The 19,936-nt window shown below is 70.8% G+C and carries 18 protein-coding genes; 9 read left to right on the forward strand and 9 right to left on the reverse strand.

Annotated features, from left to right (window positions below; all coding sequences use genetic code 11):
* The first annotated feature begins 502 nt into the window (after nt 1–502).
* The 8 genes from OG933_RS44220 to OG933_RS44255 all read left to right on the forward strand — a co-directional run bounded on the left by OG933_RS44220 (nt 503) and on the right by OG933_RS44255 (nt 8,505).
* A complete protein-coding gene (locus tag OG933_RS44220; RefSeq protein ID WP_405624807.1) occupies nt 503–1,582 on the forward strand; it encodes a polyprenyl synthetase family protein in 1,080 nt (359 codons plus the stop codon).
* A gap of 444 nt (nt 1,583–2,026) precedes the next feature.
* Nucleotides 2,027–2,515 carry a PhzA/PhzB family protein gene (locus OG933_RS44225; protein WP_362536239.1) on the forward strand — a complete coding sequence of 163 codons (489 nt, stop codon included), beginning with the start codon at nt 2,027–2,029 and terminating at the stop codon, nt 2,513–2,515.
* Between the two features lie 46 nt (nt 2,516–2,561).
* Entirely contained in the window at nt 2,562–3,749 is a 1,188-nt protein-coding gene (locus OG933_RS44230) for a 3-deoxy-7-phosphoheptulonate synthase (protein WP_362536241.1), read from the forward strand.
* A 35-nt stretch (nt 3,750–3,784) separates the two neighbouring features.
* The gene (locus tag OG933_RS44235; RefSeq protein ID WP_362536243.1) at nt 3,785–4,408 is read left to right on the forward strand and encodes an isochorismatase family protein; all 624 of its coding nucleotides are present in this window, start codon (nt 3,785–3,787) and stop codon (nt 4,406–4,408) included.
* Nucleotides 4,405–6,327 carry an anthranilate synthase family protein gene (locus tag OG933_RS44240; RefSeq protein ID WP_405624806.1) on the forward strand — a complete coding sequence of 641 codons (1,923 nt, stop codon included), beginning with the start codon at nt 4,405–4,407 and terminating at the stop codon, nt 6,325–6,327. The genes OG933_RS44235 and OG933_RS44240 overlap by 4 nt, the downstream gene beginning before the upstream one ends.
* 99 nt (nt 6,328–6,426) lie before the next feature.
* Entirely contained in the window at nt 6,427–7,266 is an 840-nt protein-coding gene (locus OG933_RS44245; protein WP_405624805.1) for a PhzF family phenazine biosynthesis protein, read from the forward strand.
* The gene (gene phzG, locus OG933_RS44250) at nt 7,259–7,960 is read left to right on the forward strand and encodes a phenazine biosynthesis FMN-dependent oxidase PhzG (RefSeq protein ID WP_405624804.1); all 702 of its coding nucleotides are present in this window, start codon (nt 7,259–7,261) and stop codon (nt 7,958–7,960) included. Before OG933_RS44245 ends, phzG begins: the two co-directional genes overlap by 8 nt.
* 77 nt (nt 7,961–8,037) lie before the next feature.
* Entirely contained in the window at nt 8,038–8,505 is a 468-nt protein-coding gene (locus tag OG933_RS44255) for a PhzA/PhzB family protein (protein ID WP_405624803.1), read from the forward strand.
* 63 nt (nt 8,506–8,568) lie between these two features.
* Here the strand turns inward: OG933_RS44255 and OG933_RS44260 are convergent, their stop codons facing one another.
* The 8 genes from OG933_RS44260 to OG933_RS44295 form a co-directional block, all read right to left on the reverse strand.
* Complete coding sequence (locus OG933_RS44260) at nt 8,569–9,546, reverse strand: 3-oxoacyl-ACP synthase III family protein (protein ID WP_405624802.1); 978 nt, start codon at nt 9,544–9,546, stop codon at nt 8,569–8,571.
* A gap of 178 nt (nt 9,547–9,724) precedes the next feature.
* Nucleotides 9,725–10,186 carry a hypothetical protein gene (locus OG933_RS44265; protein WP_054238937.1) on the reverse strand — a complete coding sequence of 154 codons (462 nt, stop codon included), beginning with the start codon at nt 10,184–10,186 and terminating at the stop codon, nt 9,725–9,727.
* Between the two features lie 247 nt (nt 10,187–10,433).
* Nucleotides 10,434–12,017 (reverse strand): class I adenylate-forming enzyme family protein, encoded by a 1,584-nt coding sequence (locus tag OG933_RS44270; protein ID WP_362536725.1) that lies wholly within the window; start codon nt 12,015–12,017, stop codon nt 10,434–10,436.
* 224 nt (nt 12,018–12,241) lie between these two features.
* A complete protein-coding gene (gene wrbA, locus OG933_RS44275) occupies nt 12,242–12,865 on the reverse strand; it encodes an NAD(P)H:quinone oxidoreductase (RefSeq protein ID WP_362535096.1) in 624 nt (207 codons plus the stop codon).
* A gap of 85 nt (nt 12,866–12,950) precedes the next feature.
* The gene (locus OG933_RS44280; protein ID WP_362535099.1) at nt 12,951–13,949 is read right to left on the reverse strand and encodes a class I SAM-dependent methyltransferase; all 999 of its coding nucleotides are present in this window, start codon (nt 13,947–13,949) and stop codon (nt 12,951–12,953) included.
* Entirely contained in the window at nt 13,946–15,103 is a 1,158-nt protein-coding gene (locus OG933_RS44285; RefSeq protein WP_362535102.1) for a DegT/DnrJ/EryC1/StrS aminotransferase family protein, read from the reverse strand. The genes OG933_RS44280 and OG933_RS44285 overlap by 4 nt, the downstream gene beginning before the upstream one ends.
* A 5-nt stretch (nt 15,104–15,108) precedes the next feature.
* Nucleotides 15,109–15,675: a cupin domain-containing protein gene (locus OG933_RS44290; protein WP_362535104.1), complete on the reverse strand. Its 567-nt coding sequence runs from the start codon at nt 15,673–15,675 to the stop codon at nt 15,109–15,111.
* Nucleotides 15,676–15,714: 39 nt separating this feature from the next.
* Complete coding sequence (locus OG933_RS44295; protein ID WP_362535107.1) at nt 15,715–16,782, reverse strand: type III polyketide synthase; 1,068 nt, start codon at nt 16,780–16,782, stop codon at nt 15,715–15,717.
* 786 nt (nt 16,783–17,568) lie between these two features.
* Between OG933_RS44295 and OG933_RS44300 the strand changes: the two genes are divergently transcribed.
* Nucleotides 17,569–18,567 (forward strand): sigma-70 family RNA polymerase sigma factor, encoded by a 999-nt coding sequence (locus OG933_RS44300; protein ID WP_405624800.1) that lies wholly within the window; start codon nt 17,569–17,571, stop codon nt 18,565–18,567.
* Between the two features lie 108 nt (nt 18,568–18,675).
* Here OG933_RS44300 and OG933_RS44305 read toward each other — a convergent pair whose 3' ends face one another.
* On the reverse strand, nt 18,676–19,593 hold the full coding sequence (locus OG933_RS44305; protein WP_405624799.1) for an aromatic prenyltransferase: 918 nt from the start codon (nt 19,591–19,593) through the stop codon (nt 18,676–18,678).
* Nucleotides 19,594–19,936 lie beyond the last annotated feature (343 nt).

Below are 19,936 nucleotides of genomic sequence, written 5' to 3' on the forward strand. Positions count from 1 at the left end.
CCGCCGAGTCAGGACGGCGGGCGGCGGGCACGCCCCGGGTGGGGGGTTCCCGGCGCATCCTAGGAGCGTGCGGCCACCGAATTCCTTACCCGTAGCGGAAGTTCGACCTCAGATGCAGAAAGGCTCCATTGCGGCCGGCGGCCTGCTGCGCGCGTGAACGGGACTCGACCGGACATCGAGTCACCGCTTCGATACTGGGACCCGTACGCGAAGGAGCACGGCGAGCACGGACCACGCAGGAGCAAGGTCCGAGACCACGCAACCAGCACGCCTCTCCTCGGTCACCGAGGAGCCGGCAGGACCGCCCCGCGCGTGATCGCGTTCGGCGTGGGCACCGGTGAACGTCGCGCGAGACCCCGACGGCGACTCCTTCCGCCCCTCTGTGCGTGACGGCGGGCGGCGAGGAGCTCTCCGAGCTCCAGGTGTACTCCCCGTGGCAGCCCCGGCCGACCCGCCGGACGCTGCTGTCCCGACTTTCGAAGAGACCAGGGAAGTTGACGCAATGACGAGCACCCGAACCAGCCCCGTGGAGGTCGTCGAGGACGCGCTCCGCCTGTTCTTCGCCGCCCGCCGGGACGAGGCCGCGGCGATCGGCCCGGCCTGCGTCGACGCGGTCGCCGAGTTGGAGACCTATGTGCTGCGCGGCGGCAAGCGCGTCCGCCCGACCTTCGCCTGGCTCGGCTGGCTCGGCGCCGGAGGTGACGCCGAGGACGCCACGGCCCAGGCGGTGGTGCGTATCTGCGCCGCGCTGGAACTGTTCCATGCCTCCGCCCTCATCCACGACGACGTCGTCGACGCGTCCCCCACCCGCCGGGGCGCCCGGGCCGCACACGTGATGTTCGCCGACCGGCACCGGCAGCAGTGCTGGAACGGCAACTCGGAACTGTTCGGCACCGGCGCCGCGATCCTGACCGGAGACCTCGCCCAGGGCTGGGCCGACGACCTGATCCACACCAGCGGGCTGCCGGCACCGGCGCTGGCACGGGTGTCCCCGGTGTGGTCGGCGCTTCGCACCGAGGTCCTCTTCGGCCAGCTGCTCGATGTGACGGCCGAGGCGGCGGGCGACGAGGACATCGCTACGCCGCTGCGCGTCAACCAGTACAAGACGGCCTCCTACACGGTGGAGCGCCCGCTGCACATCGGTGCCGCGATCGTCGGCGCGGACCCCGGACTCGTCGCCGCCTACCGCGCCTTCGGACGCGACATCGGCGTCGCGTTCCAGCTGCGCGACGACCTGCTGGGCGTGTTCGGCACCCCCGAGGAGACCGGCAAGCCGTCCGGCGGCGACCTGATCCAGGGCAAGCGCACGATGCTGTTCGCGGCCGCGCTCGGTTACGCCGACGAACGCGATCCGGACGCGGCGAAATTCCTCAGGGCCAAGATCGGGACCGAGATCAGTGACGACGAACTCGCCGCGATGCGCGCCGTCATCACCGAGGTGGGCGCGGTGGACCACATCGAACGCGACATCACCCGGCGCACCGAGCGGGCCCTTGCCGCACTGCGGGAGAGCAGCGCCACCGATGACGCGAAGGAAGAGCTGACCGCCATGGCGATCAGCGCGACGCAGCGCACTTCATGACGGATGCACACATGCGCAACTCCCCCTGAAAAAAGGCCCCTTGACGTGACCGAGGTCACGTCAAGGGGCGCTTGGCGCGCGGGTTTCATCCGTGTCACTATTTGAGCACGCCTTTCCTGCCCAAAAACATGCATCCGTCATGTATGGCAGTGAGTCGACGGCGTTCTCTCCCCCCCGCATCCCTGCATCGGCACACCACGCCGTCGCGCCCGCGCAGGGGCCCGCGCGCCGCTGTGCCGCGAAAACCCGTGACGACCGTGCGGCCGGGTCCGGACACCGCACCGATCCGGGTCCGGACGCCCTCGCCGAGAAGTTCGACGGCGACAGCGTCACCGAGACCCGCCGCAATGCGTCCCGTTTTCCCGAGAACACACCTTCCGAGAACACACCTTCCGAGAACACGCCTTCCGAGAACACGCCTTCCGAGAACGCAGAGAGGTTCTTGTGCCGGAATCAGTAGATACCAAGGCATTCACCGACGCGTCGGAGACCCGGCGCCACAACCGCGCCGTCGTCGAGCAGTACATGAACACCAGGGGCCAGGACCGGCTGCGCCGGCACGAACTGTTCACCGAGGACGGCATCGGCGGCCTGTGGACCACCGACACCGGCTCGCCCGTCGCCACCCACGGCCGGGACCGGCTCGGCGAACACGCCGTCTGGTCCCTGGCGTGCTTCCCCGACTGGGAGTGGTACAACGTCCGGATCTTCGAGACCGACGACCCCGACCACTTCTGGGTCGAGTGCGACGGCCACGGAAAGATCCGATTCGGGGACTACCCCGAGGGCCACTACGAGAACCACTTCCTGCACTCGTTCGAGTTCGAGGACGGGAAGATCAAGCGGCAGCGCGAGTTCATGAATCCCTTCCAGCAGCTGCGGGCCCTGGGAATTCCGGTCCCCGAGATCAAACGCACAGGAATCCCGACCTGACGACGTTCCTGACGCCAACGACATCACCGCTGGATCGGAGTACGGCATGAACGAAGTCGTGAAGGACGCCATCCGGGATATTCGTGTCCGCGGGGCGCTGCAGCAGCCCGAATGGAGCGACCTTCTCCAACTGAGCCGGGTGACCGAGGCGCTGGCCTCGCGCCCCACCCTCGTACAGCCCGACGACGTGGCCACCATGCGGACCCAGCTCGGCTCCGTGGCCCTCGGCCAGGCACTCGTGGTGCAGTCCGGGGACTGCGCCGAGGACCCCCAGGAGTGCGGGCCGCACCACGTCGCCCGCAAGGCCGCGGTGCTCGACCTGCTCGCCGGGGCGCTCGGCCTGATCACCGGCAAGCCGGTCCTGCGCGCGGGACGCATCGCGGGACAGTTCGCCAAGCCCCGGTCCAAGCCCACCGAGGACGTCGACGGCGTCGAACTCCCCTCGTTCAAGGGGCACATGGTCAACGCCCCGGAACCCGACCCCGAGAGCCGCCGCGCCGACCCGCTGCGCATCCTCACCGGCTACATGGCCGCCAGCGACGTCATCGACCACCTCGGCTGGCGCGAACGCGGCGCCGGCCGCGACGTCGTCGGCCCCCCGGTGTGGACCAGCCACGAGGCGCTGCTCCTCGACTACGAGATGCCCATGCTCCGCCTGGACGAGCAGGGCCGGCTCTTCCTCGGCTCCACGCACTGGCCGTGGATCGGCGAGCGCACCCGCCAGGTCGACGGCGCCCACGTCGCCATGCTCTCCCAGGTGAGCAACCCGGTGGCGTGCAAGGTCGGGCCCTCGATGGAACCCGAGGAACTGCTGGCGCTGTGCGAGCGGCTCGACCCCTGGCGCGACCCGGGCAAGCTCACCCTGATCGCGCGGATGGGCGCCGGCAACGTGGCCGACCGCCTGCCCCGCCTGGTCGAGGCCGTGCGCGCGGCCGGTCACCCGGTGATCTGGCTCACCGACCCGGTGCACGGCAACACCGTCAGCGCGCCCAGCGGCCACAAGACACGGCTCGTGGAGACCGTCGCGCTCGAGGTCTCCCGCTTCGTGACCGCCGTGCGCGACGCCGGCGGTGTCCCCGGCGGCCTGCACCTGGAGACCACGCCCGACGACGTCACGGAGTGCGCCGCCACCGAGGCCGACCTCGCCACCGTCGGCGAGCGCTACACGTCCTTCTGCGACCCCCGCCTCACCCCGTGGCAGGCCGTCTCCGTGATCTCGTCCTGGACCGCCTGAGCCCCACGCACCGAGCAGGAACAGGAGCCGAAGCCATGACCGGCATACCCCCCATCTCCGCATACCCGCTGCCCGCCGAGGGCGACCTGCCGCCGTCCGCCGTGTCCTGGACCGCCGAGGCCCACCGGTCGGTCCTCCTCGTCCACGACATGCAGCGGTACTTCCTCAAACCCTTTCCCGACAGCCTGCGCGACGACCTGATACGCAACGCGGCGCACCTGCGCGACCGCTGCGCCGCACTCGGCGTCCCCGTCGCCTACACCGCCCAGCCCGGCGGCATGACCGACGAACAGCGCGGTCTGCTCAAGGACTTCTGGGGCCCCGGCATGCGGACCTCGCCCGAGGACCGCCAGGTCGTCGACGCCCTCGCGCCGGCCGGCCACGACTGGCTGCTCACCAAGTGGCGCTACAGCGCCTTCTTCAAGACCGACCTGCTGGAGCGGATGCGCGCCGCGGGCCGCGACCAGCTCGTGCTGTGCGGGGTGTACGCGCACGTCGGCGTCCTGGCCACCGCCGTCGAGGCCTTCACCCACGACATCCAGCCGTTCTTCGTCGCGGACGCCACCGCCGACTTCTCGCAGGACTACCACCGCTCGGCCCTCACCTACGCCGCCGAGCGCTGCGCTCGCGTCATCACCGCGAAGGAGGTGTTCGTATGACGCACGGCCCGCACACGAACCCGGGCGACCTGCTCGGGCACGCCCTGGACGGCCCGCCCACCCAGCCCTACGCGCTGCTGCACCGGCCCGGCGCCACCGGCCCCGGCATCATGGAAGTACTGACCGGCGAGGTGTCCCTGCCCGCCACCCTCGCCGACATCGAGCTGCCCGAGAGCCCGGCCGACGGCATCGGAGCCCACCACGAGGTCCTCGTCGTCCTGCCCTACCGGCAGCTGGCCGAACGGGGCTTCGCCTGCGCCGACGACGGCACCCCGCTGGTCGCGATGACCGTCACCGGCCAGCAGCGGCTGCCGCTCGAGGAGGCGCTCGCCCGCATCCCCGACGTACCGACCTCGCTCGCCGGCGGCGACTTCGACGTCGACGACGCGGCCTACGAGGACGTGGTGCGCCGCATCGTCAAAGAGATGATCGGCACCGGGGAGGGCGCGAACTTCGTCATCAAACGCACCTTCGTCGCCGACATCACCGACTACGGGCCGCGCAGCGCCCCCGCACTGTTCCGCCGGCTCCTGACCCGTGAATCCGGCGCCCACTGGACGTTCCTCATCCACACCGGCACCCGCACCCTCGTCGGCGCCTCGCCCGAGCGGCACGTCAGCCTCCAGGGCGGCACGGCCGTCATGAACCCCATCAGCGGCACCTACCGCTACCCCACCTCCGGACCCACCCTCTCCGGCGTCCTCGAATTCCTCGGCGACCGCAAGGAGACCGACGAGCTGTACATGGTGCTCGACGAGGAACTCAAGATGATGGCGCGGATCTGCCCCGGCGACGGCCGGGTCGTGGGCCCCTACCTCAAGGAAATGGCCAAGGTCGCGCACACCGAGTACTTCATCGAGGGACGCACCGACCGCGACGTGCGCGACATCCTGCACCAGACCATGTTCGCGCCCACCGTCACCGGCAGCCCGCTGCAGAGCGCCTGCCGCATCATCGCCCAGTACGAGCCCGGCGGCCGCGGCTACTACAGCGGCGTGGCGGCACTGATCGGCCAGGACGCCGACGGCGAGCGCGTCATGGACTCCGCGATCCTCATCCGCACCGCCGACATCAGCGCACACGGACGCATCGGCATCGGCGTGGGGGCCACCATCGTGCGCCACTCCGACCCGGCGTCCGAGGCCGCGGAGACCCACGCCAAGGCCGCCGCCCTCGTCTCCGCCCTCGGCGGCGGACAGGACACCGAACGCTTCGCCGACCATCCCGTCGTCCGTCAGGCCCTCGGGCAGCGCAACGCCTCCATCGCCGACTTCTGGCTCACCGACGCCGAAGCCCGCGCGGCCGCGCGCCCCGAGCTCGCCGGACGCAGCGTCCTCGTCGTGGACGCCGAGGACACCTTCACCTCCATGCTGGGCCAGCAACTTCAGTCCCTGGGCCTGCACGTGACGGTCCGCCGCTTCGACGAGCCGTACTCCTTCGACGGTCACGACCTGGTCGTGATGGGCCCCGGCCCCGGCGACCCGCAGGAACTCGCGCACCCCAAGATGCGGCACCTGCACACGGCTGTCGACACCCTGCTGCGCGAAGGACGCCCGTTCTTCGCCGTGTGCCTCAGCCACCAGGTCCTCGGACTGCGCCTCGGCCTGCCGCTGCGCCGCAGGCCGGTGCCCAACCAGGGCGTGCAGAAGCAGATCGACCTGTTCGGCAGCGCCGAACGCGTCGGCTACTACAACACGTTCGCCCTCCTCACCGAGCACGACGAGTTCGTCGCCGACGGCGTCGGCCCGGTCCGGGTCAGCCGCGACGCGGCCACCGGCGAGGTCCACGCCCTGAGCGGGCCCGGCTTCGCCTCCCTGCAGTTCCACCCGGAATCCGTGCTGACCCGAGAAGGGCCGCGCATCGTGGGCACACGCCTGGCCGCGCTGCTCACACCGGCCGAGGCCGCCCACCGGGCCTGAGGCCTTGAGCACACGGCCTCACCCCCAACCGCCGGGCCGGCGTCCACCCCCCGAGCCGCCGGCCCGGCACCCACCCGACATCACAGCCCGGGAGACCAGATGCACACGTACGTCGTCGTCGACGCGTTCGCCCGCGAGCCCCTCACCGGCAACCCGGTGGCGGTGTTCTTCGGCGCCGACGACCTGACCGCCGAGCAGATGCAACGCATCGCGCGGGAGATGAACCTGTCGGAGACCACGTTCGTGCGCCGCCCCCGCCAGGACGGCACCGACGCCCACGTGCGGATCTTCACACCGGTCAACGAACTGCCCTTCGCCGGACACCCCTTGCTGGGCACCGCCATCGCCCTCGGCGCCCGGACCGACGCCGACCGGCTGCGGATCGAGACCGCCATGGGCGTCGTCCCCTTCGAACTGGAGCGCGCACACGGCAAGGTCGTCGCGACGAGCATGATGCAGCCGGTGCCCGTGTGGGAGCCCTTCGACCGCACCGACGAACTCCTCGAAGCCCTCGGCCTCTACGGCTCCACGCTCCCCGTGGACATCTACCGCAACGGCCCGCGGCACGTCCTCGTCGGCCTCGAGAGCGTCGAGGCGCTGTCGAAGGTGGACCCCGACCACCGCGCCCTGGCCCGCTTCCCCGACATGGCCACCAACTGCTACGCGGGGCACGGCAGTTCCTGGCGCAACCGCATGTTCTCGCCCGCCTACGGAGTCGTCGAGGACGCCGCCACCGGCTCCGCCGCGGGACCCATCGCCATCCATCTCGCCCGGCACGGCCTCATCCCGTACGGGCAGCGCATAGAGATCACCCAGGGCGTCGAGATCGGCCGCCCCTCTCCCATGCGCGCGCTCGCGCACGGCGAGGGCGACCACGTCACCTCCGTCGAGGTCTCGGGCCCGGGCGTCGTCACCATCGAAGGGGTGCTCCATGTCTGACCTGTCGCCGTCCCGCTCCGCCAACGGCACCGCGGTGGCCGCCCGCCGCGGCTCCACCCGCTCCGAAACCCTCACCGGCACCCTCCACGTGCCCTTCCCCGAGTTCATCGCGCCGCCCGCCGAGCCGATGGGCCTGCTGTCCGCATGGCTCGACGCCGCCGTCGGGCACGGGGTGCGCGAGCCCCGCGCACTGGCGCTCGCCACCGCCGACGCGCGGGGCCGCGCCTCCTCCCGCATCGTCGCCCTCACCAAGGTGACCGGCGACGGCATCGTGTTCATCACCCACTCCGGCAGCCGCAAGGGCCGCGAACTGGCCGAGAACCCCTGGGCCTCCGGCGTCCTGTACTGGCGCGAGACCACCCAGCAGATCACCCTCGCCGGCCCGGTCACCCAGCTGTCCGACACCGAGGCGGAGGACCTGTGGGGCGCGCGGGCCGTCTTCACACACGCGATGACGACGGTCTCCCGGCAGAGCCGGCCGGTGGAGGACCTCGACCACTTCGCCCGGCTGCGCGCCGAGGCCCTGCGGCTCGGCGAACCACTGCGCCCGCTGCCGCGCCCCGCGGCCTTCGCCGGCTACCTGCTCGAGCCCGCCTCCGTGGAGTTCTGGGCCAACGGCATCGACCGGCTGCACGAGCGACTCCACTACGGGCGTACCGAAGGCGGCTGGGAGATCAGCCGGCTCCAGCCCTGAGCCCGCCAGGCCCTGCGAACTCCCCGGGAGACATCATCATTTCGTCATCCGCCACCCAACGTGCCGCCGGCACGACCGTGTTCACCGACCACCACGACCTGCGGGCCCGCAACCGGCAGGCTGTGGAGCAGTACATGCGCACAGGTGCCGAGGCCCGGCTGAGCCGGTACACCCTCTACACCCAGGACGGCACCGCATCGCTGTTCTACACCGACATCGGCCGCCCCATCGTCGTCACGGGCCGCGAGAAACTGAAGCGGCACGGCGAGCTGTCCCTCAGAGTGCTGCCCGACTGGCAGTGGTCCGACGTCCAGATCTACGAGACCCAGGACCCGACGACCATCATGGTCGAGTGCGACGGCGAGGGCACGATCCGCTTCCCCGGCTATCCCGAAGGCCGCTACCGCAATCACTTCATCCACGGCTTCACGCTGCACGACGGCTGGATCGCCGCCAGCCGCGAGTACACCAACCCCCTCGAACACATGAAGTCCCTCGGCATCGAGACCCCGCACATCCGCCGGGACTGGATCCCCTCCTCCTGATCCTGACCCCCGGCCCAGCAGGCCGCCGGCCGCCCTGTGCGGCCGGCGGCCTGCACCGTGCTGTCACCATTCGATGAGGGCGAGGCCTGCGGCCATGCCGCCGCCGAAGCCGGCGAGGAGGATGAGGTCGCCGGGGTGGAGGGCGTTGTTGCGGTGGGCTGTGTCGAGGGTGAGGGGGATGGAGGCGGCGCCGGTGTTGGCGTAGGTGGTGAGGGTCTGGTGCATGGTGGCGTGGGGGAGGGCGAGTTGGGTGAAGAGGTCGTCGAGCATGACGCCGTTGGCCTGGTGGGGGATGAAGTGGCGGATGTCGTCGGGGACGGTTCCGGCTTCGTGGAGGAATTCTTTGGTGAGTCGGGGGAGGTGGTCGGCGACGAAGCGGCGGACGCCGCGTCCGTCCATGGTGAAGTAGTGCTGGTCTTGTTGGAGGGTTTGGGTGGTGGTGGGCAGGCGGCTGCCGCCGGCGGGGACCTGGATGAGGTCGGAGTGTTCGCCGTAGGTGTGCAGGGTGAGGTGGCGGATGCGGGGGCCGGTGGTGGCGGGGCCGAGGATCATGGCGCCGGCGCCGTCGCCGAAGAGGACGGTGGTTTTGCGGTCGGTGGGGTTGAGGATGCGGGAGTAGAGGTCGGCGCCGATGATCAGGGCGTGGCCGCCTTTGCGGGCGAGGGTGCCTTCGGCGGCGCTGAGGGCGAAGATTTCGCCGGAGCAGACGGCGTTGATGTCGAATGCTGCTGCGTGGGTGGCGGCGAGGTTGTGCTGGACGTAGGCGGCGGTGGGTGGTTGGGGGCGGTCGGGTGTGGAGGTGGCGACGATGATGACGGTGAGTTCGGCGGCGGTGATGCCGGCGCAGTCCAGTGCGTTTCGGGCGGCTTGGGTGGCCAGGTCGGAGGTGGCTTGGTGGGTGGCGGCCCAGCGGCGTTCGCGGATGGCGGTTTTGGCGGTGATCCAGGCGTCGTCGACGCCGGCCGGTGCGCCGACCTCGTCGTTGGAGACGATCCGGTCCGGCACGTAGGCACCCGTACCGAGAATCCTGACGTCACTCATGCGGCTGCCCTCCCCTCATATGGGACCTCGTAGATGAATGAACGACTGTGCCGGCGTCCGGCGTTGGCAGGGACCCGCAGACGGGACCGCCCCCGCCGGCAGTGCCGGCGGGGGCGGTCCCGTGCGGGCGAAGGGGCGTGGACCATGGTGTCCGGCAGGTGTGCCCCGGCCTCGCGATTCAGCCCAGATAGCGCTGGATCGTCGGCTTGAGGAGGGTGATCAGCTCCTCCGCCGAGGCCGACGCGATCGGCTCCAGCTTCACGATGTAGCGCATCAGGACGACACCCCAGACCTGGGACGTCGCCGCGTTGACGTTGATCACCGGCACCTTGATCGTCTCCGCCGCCTGGTAGATGTCCATCCCCGAGATGCCGATGGACCTGCCGGCCTGCGCGAAGAGCTGGTCGGTGAGGAACCGGCGCATCTGGTCGGCGCCCTCCTCGCTGTTGACCGCGGCCTGCAGGAGCCCGAGCAGCCGGGGCCGCACCTGCGGGTCCTCCCACAGCGCGAAGGCCGCGCGCAGAAGTCCCTCGGCGAGCTCGTCACGCGGCCCGGCCAGCGCGTGCGCACCGGCCTCGCCGAGTGCGCCGCCCAGCGAGTCCAGGGCGTCACGCTCTTCGGTTCCTATGGCTTCGGACATGTCTCCTCCTGAGGTCGCACTTCCTTGCTCGTGCGGAGCGTTCTTCGACACTGCCCGCCGGACGGGCAGGCCCCCGCCGCGAAAGACCCGGTCGGCCGTAACGGCGGCCGATGGAGCGGCGCCCCTTCGGACCTCGGGGCGGGACGGCCCGGGCGGTGCCGGGAGGCAGCGGTGAGTTGGGCGCGGGGGGCGGCGGGGCGGGGGGAAGCCGCCGCTCCCCGCAACTTGTGGGCCGGGGGATTCCCGGCTATCGGCTCGGCAGCTGGTTCTTGAGCCGGTCGGCGAGCGCGAGGCGCTGCACCTTCAGCGTGGCGGTGCGCGGCAGTTCGGCCTCCGGGATCTGGACCGGGTCGGCCAGCTGCGGGAACCCGGTCACGGCCGCACGCCAGCGGTCCGGGTCCAGCGGCGCGTCGCCGTGGGTGCAGATCACCGGCACCGCCTCGGAGTTCGGGCCCTGCACGACGACCAGCTCGCTCAGCTCGTGCAGCTTGCCGAGGACGACGTCCTCGATCTCCAGGGAGCTCTTCACCCCGGGGATCATGTCGACCTCCCGGTCGAGCATGTGCAGGCAGCCGAGCCGGGTGAAGTAGCCGACGTCGCCCGTTCCCCACCACTCGCCCTTGCGGTTGGCGTCGTAGCGCTCCTGCTCGCCGTGGTACGTCTTGGCCAGACCGGGCCAGGAGACCTCGATGCGGCCGGGGCTCTGCTCGGTCGGGCGCCTGCCGTCACCGCTGACGACCCGCACCTTCGCCGCGCCCAGCGGCATCTGCCAGCCCACGCACCGCCCGTTCGCCCGGTGGGCGGAGTGACGCAGGTAGGCACGGCCGACGGCGGGGCCGACCTCGCTCTGGCCGTAGATCTGGAAGAACAGGGCACCGCGCCGGTCGGACGCCTTGAGCAGCTTGCTCATCGTGCCCGGGTGGATCGCGTCGAAGGTGCTGCTGAAGACCTTCACCGAGCCGAACGGCGCCCGCGGGTCATCGGCCAGCCCCTCCCACTCCATCAGCGAGTTGGGCAGCGCCTCGATCAGCGCCGGCCGGTGCTCGAGGAGGTGCTCGGCGACGACGGCGGGGTCCATCTCCCGCATCAGCAGGACCGGGTACTCCCTCAGCAGCGCCAGCGACATCGCCGCGACCATCCGCGAGTGCACGAACGGCACATGGATGGCGACGGTCTCCCGCTTGCGCAGCAGGGACAGCAGCCGCCACTGGGGCACGAGCCGGATGCCCTGGGTGCGGGGGGTGTGCACCACGAGCTTGGGGATGCCGGTGGTGCCGGAGGTGTGGGTGATGACGGCGGCCTCGTCGATCGGCCGGACCACCGGCTTCACCCGCTCGGCGCCCGCGAGTTCACCGAGCGAGATGCTGCCGGGCCGGTCGTCGGCCGAGGTGATGACCCGCTCGGTGAGGTCCGCCAGCGGCACGCCGGCGAGGACGTCGAGCTTGGTGCCGTCGGTGAGGAGCGTCGGCCGGCCGACCCGCTCCAGCAGGACGCCCACGGTCGTGGCGTCCAGGGCAGGCGAGAGGTTCACCACGATCCCGCCGATGCGGGAGACCGCGGCGGCGAGCATCCAGTGGTCGGCGTTGGCCGTCTTGTAGATCACGACGTGCTCGTCGGGCCGCACGCCCGCCGCCCACAGCCGGGCGGCCAGGTCGTCGACGTGCTCGGCGTACTGGGCGACCGTCAGCCGCCGCCCGGCCTCGGGCAGGACGCCCAGGTCGTGGTCCAGGACGATCGGGGTCGAGGGGTTCACAGCGGCGGCCATCTCCGGCAGGAGACCGATGTGCAGGCCGCGCTTCTGTATCGAGGAATAGACGGTGGAGCCCTTCATCGGGCTGTCTCCTTCGGGCGATGGATGTCCGGGCTGTTCGCCGGCTCGGTGCGGGATGCCAGGACGCGCCGGCCGCGGCGCCCGCCCGGACACGGGGCGGACGCGGGCGCCGGCCGCGCAAGGGACCGCGGCGGCGGCCCCGGGAACACCGGGACCGCCGCCGCGGGCGGGGGATCGGTCCGTACGGAGCACACCGCCGTGCGGCGACGTCACCGTGACGGGAATCAGGCGGCGGCGCGGCCGGTCTTGATCGCGCAGGCGATGTCCACCACGCGCCGGGCCTGATAACCGGCGCCCTGCAGCACGTCCTCGCCGGGACCGCCGTCGGCGCCGCCGGCACCCGAGACGTACGAGGTGCCGTAGGGGTTGCCCGTCTTGAACTGGATCGGGTCGGTGTAGCCCGGCGGCACGATGATGCCGCCCCAGTGGTAGAAGGTGTTGCTCAGCGCCAGGATGGTGGACTCCTGACCGCCGTGGGCGGTGCCGGTGGAGGTGAACGCCGAGACGACCTTGTCGGCCAGCGCACCCCTCTGCCACAGCGGGCCCGCGGTGTCGATGAACGCCTTGAGCTGGCTGGAGACGTTGCCGAAGCGGGTGGGGGTGCCGAACAGCACCGCGTCCGCCCAGCTCAGGTCGTCGAGAGTGGCCACCTCGACATCGGCCGTGTCCTCGGCGTGGCGGGCCCAGGCCGGGTTGGAGCCGATCGCCTCCGGCGGGGCCAGCTCGCGTACCTTGCGCAGCCGCACCGTCGCGCCGGCCTTCTCCGCGCCCGCGGCCGCGGCCTGCGCCATGGTGTGCACATTGCCGGTGGCGCTGTAGTAGATGATCGAGACGTTCACGGATGCCATATGCGGTTTCCCTCCCTGACTCTGTGTCCGGTGCGGCCGGGGAGAACCGCTCGCGCGGTTCTCCCCACGAGCCTTCGCGCGCCGCCTACCGGGCGACGACCAGGGTGGCGGGCTCTGCGGTGTGGAAGGAGACGTCCTCGAAGCCGGCCTTGACGAGCCAGTCGCGGTAGTCGCTGCGCGTCCAGGTGCTGCCCTGACGGGTCTTGAGCAGCATCTCCGAGGCGAAGATCAGCGGGAACGCCGGGCCGCTGCGGTCGTCGTCGACGACATAGTCGTTGACGACGAGGGTGCCGCCGGGCTTGAGGGCCTGGCGGAGCCTGGTGAAGACCTCCACGTTGCTCTCCGGGCTCTCCTGGTGCGCGATGTGCGAGTACACCGCGACGTCGTAGGCGGAGGTACCGAAGTCGGTGGTGTGGAAGTCGCCGTCGATGGTGGTGAACCGGTCCCCGACGCCGCGCTCGGCCAGCAGCCTGAGCGCGATCTCGTTGATCGGCGCCCAGTCGAGCTGGGTCGCGCGGGCGGCCGGGTTGGCCTCGAGCCAGATGCCCGAGTAGATGCCCGAGCCGCCGCCCACGTCGAGGATCGAGATCTCCCCGGCGTCGGCCAGTGCGAGCACTTCGGCGGCGAGCGCCGCGGCCGGCACCGACTGGGCGGCGATCGCCGTGACGATGCCCTCCCAGTGCGGGTTGTTGGCGACCTCGACGACCGCGTCGTCCTTGACCGGGCCGCCGGCGCGGACCACCTCGGCCAGGTCGGTCAGGGAGCCCGTGTGGGTCAGCTTGAGCCTGGCGAAGGGCGCCAGCGAGACGGGGCTGTCCTCGACCAGGTAGGTCGCCGCCTCGGGGGTGTTGCGGTAGCGGCCCTCGTGCAGTTCGACCAGGCCCACGCTGACGAGCCCGTCGAGGAGGGCCTGGGCGCCCCGCTCGGCGATACCGGCGCGCGACGCGAGCTCGGTGGCCGTGCCGGCGCCGTGGTCGAGGTGGGTGAAGACCGAGTGGGTGGCGGCTGCGGCCAGGACCCCGGTGGCCCAGTAGCCGTTGATCAGCCGCATGATGCCGACGGGTGACGGCCGGTTGTTCGTCATGCTGCCCCTCCGAGGACCGCTGTGGAGGACGAGTGGGTCCGAACCGCCCCGCGCAGGGCGGCCACGACCCGTTCGACCTGGTTCGGCTTGAGTTCCGCGTGCATGGGTATGGCGAGGTGACGCGCGAAGAGATCCGCCGAGACGGGGCACTTCTGCTGCGCGTCGAACACCGGCTGTACGTGGGCCGCGAACGTGCCCTGCCCGCAGCCGATGCCCTGGCCGCGCAGCTCGGTGGCGACCGCGGCGCGGTCCACGCTCGCGTCCAGCGTCACCATGTACGTCTGCCAGGCGTGGGTGCGGTCCGCCGGGACGGCCGGCACCGTCAACAAGTCCTCGTCGGCGAGGAGTTCGGCGTACTGCGCGGCGATGTTGCTGCGGCGCCGGAGCAGTTCGTCGATGCGGCCCAGCTGCACCTGAAGGATGGCCGCCGCGATGTCGGACAGCTTGAAGTTGTAGCCGATCTCGGTGAACGTCGGGATGGGCAGGCCGACGACATTGCCCATGTCGAAGATGCTGCCGATGCCGAAGGAGGAGCGCAGCCGCGCGTCCTTTCCGACCGCCGGGTCACGGGCGAGCAGTGCGCCGCCCTCGCCGCTGGAGGCGCCCTTGCGGCCGTGGAAGGACAGGCAGCCCACTTCGGCGAGCCCGCCCGCCTGGCGGCCCTGGTACGTTGCGCCGACCGCGCAGGCGGCGTCCTCGACGAGGAACAGGCCGTGCCGGTCGGCGATCGCCTGCAGTTCGGTGTAGTCGGCGGGCATGCCGACCGTGTCCACCGCGACGATGCCGACGGTGCGCGGGGTGACCAGGTCGGCCACCGCCTGCGGGTCGATCGTGTAGGTGTCGGGCCGTACGTCGGCGAAGACCGGGGTGGCGCCGACGTAGAGCGCGGCCTGGGCGGGCGCCGGGAACCCGTAGTCGGCGACGATCACCTCGTCGCCCTCCTTGACGCCGAGCGCGAGCATCGCCAGGTGCAGCGCGGCGCCGCAGTTGCTGACCGCGACGGCGTCGGCGACGCCGTACTTCTCGGCCAGCCGGGCCTCCAGCGCCTTGCCCCTGGGGCCCTGACCGGCAGGCCAGCCGGAGGCGAAGACCTCGGCGACGGCCGCCAGTTCCTGCTCACCGAGACTCGCGTGGACCAGGGATATCGGTTCCATCGAGGTCACCTCCCACTCTGCTGCTGGTGTGTGCCCTGGCCGGGGATGCGGGCGGCCGGCGGTTCGTAGCGCAGCGGTGTCAGCTGCTGGACGCCGTACCGCTTGCGCATCTCGGCCACGGCCGCGGGGTCCACGGCGGTGCCGCGCGACCAGATCTCGGCGATCTCCTCGAAGTAGTCCTCGTGGATCGGCGAGGGAAGGCACTCGAAGAGCATCTTCACCGGCTTGTCCGTGGCGTTGCGGAACGCGTGCGGGGTGCCGGGCGGCACGAACATGCAGCTGCCCTCACCCGCGCGGATGACACGGTCACCGGTCGCCGACACCCAGTTGTGCCAGCTGTCCGTCGTGCGCTCGGTCGGCTCGAAGCACAGCAGGTCCAGCTCGCCGTCGAGGACATAGAAGAACTCCTGCGCGTCGTCGTGCACATGGGCCCCGACGTCGAAGCCGGGCGGCACGATCACCTCGAAGATCGATACGGAGGAACCCATCTCCTCGGTGGCCTTGAACGTCACCTCCTGCGCCGGGGTGATCAGTTTTCGCCCAGCCCCCGCCGGGACGATGAGGTCAGTCATCGCTTCGCTTCTCTCGTCTCTTTCGTCCGGGCACGGGCGTCAGGCCGCGTTCTGGGAGACGTCGGCGCCCCAGGTGCCGAGCGCCATCTCGGCGGTGATGCCGGGGCCGAACCCGGCGATCAGACCGGTGGCGCCGGGAGCCAGGGCGTCCTCCTCGAACAGCCGGCGGGCGGCCTCGAGGACGACGGCGCTGGCGATGTTCCCGTACTCGCTCAGCGTCGACCAGCTGTGCCGGAACACGTCGCGGTCGACCTCGAGGAACTTGGCGAGGTCGTCGAGGATGCGCGGGCCGCCGGCGTGGACGATGTAGAAGTCGAGCTTGCCGGCGTCCCAGCTGTGGTCCTTGGCCAGCTCGCGCAGGACCGGGGCGAGCGGCTCCATCGTGCCGGGCACCCGGCGGTCCAGCTGGAAGTGGAAGCCGGTGTCCTTGACGGCGTAGGAGATCCAGTCCTCGGTGTTGGGGATGAGGTAGGAGGCGTTGCGCTCCAGCTCGATGCCGACGCCGCCGATGCCGCGGACGACGGCGGCGGCGACCGCGTCACCGAACAGGCCGTCGGACAGCAGCGAGCCGATGTCGTCGGCCTCGGGCTGGTAGCACAGCGAGCACAGCTCGCAGGAGACGATCAGGACGTTGCTGCCGGGGTGGGCGACGCAGAAGTCGTGGGCCCGGTTGATCGCCGCGCCGCCGGCCGCGCAGCCCAGCTGGGCGATGGGGATCTGCCGGGTGTCGTGGCGCAGGCCCATCTTGTTGATGAGCCAGGCCGTCAGCGACGGCATCATGAAGCCGGTGCACGACACGTAGATGATCGCGTCGATGTCACGGGCCCTCAGGTCGGCGTTGACCAGGGCCTGCTCGATGACCGCGGGGGTGCGCTTCTTCGACTCGATCTCGTAGATGCGGTTGCGCTCTTCGAAGCCCGGGTGCCGCAGCGTCTGCTCGATGGGCTGGACTATGTGCCGCTTCTTCACGCCGGTGTTGCGGATCAGGCGAAGGGCCAGGGGAAGCTGCTCCTTGCCGGCGTGCGCCTTCTGCGCGAACTCCAGGGTCTCTTCCACCGTGATGATGTATTCCGGCGCGCTCATCGCCGGTTTGCACAGCCTGGGCATATAGGGAATCCACTTCTCTTGGAGTCTCGGACAGCAAGGGCAGGAGGATGTCGAGCTGAGGGCCGTGAGGGCAGGTCACGTCCGTCTGTCCGCCGGCGGGCCGACGCGGGATCGCGGATACGGCAACGGCCGGCCGCGGACCGCGTCGGGCTTCCCGTCCGCACGAGCGGAGGGGAGGTGACACGGTCCGCGGCCGGCCGGGCCGCAGATCGCTACAAGGGTGCTCAAGACCGAGTCGTCGCCGCTGGCGGCGAGCGCTGCGTGGTGGTTCAGTGGTTCTGCGCCGCACGGACGGGGCGACGGCCCTGGTCGGCCGTACCGAACAGGGCGGCACGGGCGGCAGTGAGGGACAGGAAGGGAAGGCGGACGCGGCGATGGTCAGCACGCTGGGGCGGTGCCGTGGTTCCCGCTTGCGTACGTCGCGCGAGGAGGGGACTTCGGCTGTCTGAGAATCGCAGCCGGCCGCGGTGCTTCACGAACACTCAACTCGCCGCCCCGGAAATGCTTTTGGGCAGGCGAGTGGTGCCGCAATCGTGACACATGCAGCTGACCCGCGCCAAGCGCTTCTTGGGGTGACCCACGTCACACTCCAGTCGGTCCGTGCCGCGTTCCTGAGCACTTCTCGTGCGACTTCCCGGTGGTTGCCCACCGGTTCCCGTGCCGTCGTGGACTCGTCCGTCCGGGTGCGATGCCCCCGCCGCGTGCCGCATGTGCGGTCCCTGCCCGTCACATTCGTCGGCTCCGGACTGTCAGACGTGTGAGGCACCGATGGGAGGGCGTGACCCGATGAACGAAAACGAATGGCTGGCCGCTCGATTCGAGACCGACCGGGCCCGGCTGCGGGCCGTGGCGTACCGGGTGCTGGGCTCGATGCCCGAAGCCGAGGACGCTGTCCAGGAAGCCTGGCTGCGGGTCACCCGCGCCGACGCCGCAGCGGTGGAGAACATGAGCGGCTGGCTCACCACCGTCGTGGCCCGCGTCTCGCTGAACATGCTCCAGTCCCGCAAGTCGCGCCGCGAGGACCTGGTGGACGCCCCCGACCCCGACCGCGCGCACCACCGGGAGACGGAGTCGGCCGACCCCGAGCAGGAGGCACTGCTCGCCGAGTCGCTCGGCGCCGCCATGTTCCTCATCCTCGACACGCTCACGCCCGCCGAGCGGCTGGCGTTCGTGCTGCACGACATGTTCGCGGTGCCCTTCGAGGAGATCGCACCGATCGTCGACCGCACTCCGGCCGCGGCCCGCCAGCTGGCCAGCCGTGCCCGCCGCCGCTTCCAGCGGCAGGGCATCGTGCCGGACGCCGCGGGCGCGGCCCACAAGAACGTGCCGGTCCCGGACGCCGCGGGCACGGCCCCCAGGAACGTGCCGGTCCCGGACGAGAGCGCCCACGCCGAGACCTCCCAGGCCGGCAAGGCCGACTTCGTGCACGCCTTCCTCACCGCGTCCCGCGAGGGCGACTTCGAGGCCCTGCTGTCCATCCTCGCCCCGGACATCGTGGTCCGCGCCGACCAGGCGGCGGTGCGGATGGGCATGGCCACGGGCATGGGCATGGCCACCGGCATGGGCCTGACCGAGGAGATCCGCGGCACCGACGCCGTCACCCGCGCCTTCGCCAAGCTCTCCTGGGCCCCGGTGCCCGCCCTCATCGACGGCTCCGCCGGACTGGCCTACGTCCGCGACGGCGTGCCGCACGCCGTGTTCCGCTTCGACATCGCCGACGGCCTGATCACCGACATCGACATCCGCGCCGACCTGACCGGCCTGGACATCATCATCCTGAGCTGAACGCCGGACGGCAGCACGAAGAGGGCGGCCCGCACCGGGCCGCCCCTCTTGTCGTGGCGCTCGCGCCGACGGCGCCGCAGCAGATCGGCTCTGCTGCGGCGGCGCCCCTCAGTCCTCCAGCGCGTCGAACGCCTTCAGCAGCTGCCGCTGGATGTCGGTGATGTGGTAGTACGCCCCGAGCTTGTAGTACTCCTCCGTGGACGACAGCGTGAGCCCGTACACGAGGGTGCGCTTCTCGCCGACGTACGCGTACGGCGCCTTGGTCGCGTACTCGCGGAACATCTCGATGTCACGCTCGTCCGTCGAGGGCACCAGCGTGGGGTCGGTACTGATCGCGGCGAAGCACAGCCGGTCGATCTTCCCCGTGTCCCAGTTGAGGGTGGGATAGACCGCGAACGAGCGCTTGCAGAACTCCAGCCCCAGCTCGCCCGGCACCTGCAGGCCCAGCTCGCGGGCCAGGGCCACGACGGCCTCCGGCTGCAGATACTCCTGCTTCAGGTCGCTGAAGTAGAGGTTGACCTGCCGCTTCTTGTAGTCCATCGACGTCATCTGGACCTTGTCCAGACCGTAGCGGGCGAACAGCTCGGCGTTCTCGGCCACGGAGGCCGGCATGGAGGGGATCTCGGTCAGCTGGGCCACCCCGGGCATGTCGTCGGTGGGGAAGAACGCGTACGTCTTCTTGAAACCGCCGGTGACCTCCCCGTCGATGGCGAACATCGACACCGGCAGGTGCTTGACGGTGTCCGCGAGCAGCTCGTCCACGGGAGACCCCGTCGCCCGGAACAGCCCCTCCTTCACCACGGTGGCGTACGGGTCGCCCTGACTCACCGGCACCGAGATGCTGAAGTCCAGCTCCGTGGAACGACGGCCGCTCGCCATGGAGAAGACGACCACGCCGTCGGTGAGCGTGTCCTGGAAGACGGTCAGCAGCGGGTAGATCTTCTCCCGCGCGCAGGACACGTCCAGCAAGCCGGCCGCTTCCTCCATGGCCGCGTACACCCGCTCGACATCAGCGGCTCCGGACATTGAAACCTCCATGCGTTGGTTCTGACGGTCCGTCAAAGGTGCTGGTTCCAGGGCCCCTTGCGCGACACGATGCCGTGCGCGGCCACCCCCGCTGCTCCCCTCGCATCAGGGTCGGACACCCGCCTCGAATCGGGCTGGAGGATCGATCGGCGCTGACTAGTCGCACGGCCCACCACCGCACCGACTCGCGCACAATGACCAAGGCATGGCTCGCCCCACGCCGACGCGACGCGCAACGGGCCCGGACAGCGGGCGCCCTGAATCCCGATCACCAGGCAGGCCGATTCACCGCGCCGCACCCCGAGTGCGGCCACCCGAACCAAGCCCCGGAAAGGGAGAGTTC

The organism is Streptomyces sp. NBC_00016 (assembly GCF_045040885.1).
Lineage (GTDB): Bacteria > Actinomycetota > Actinomycetes > Streptomycetales > Streptomycetaceae > Streptomyces > Streptomyces coriariae.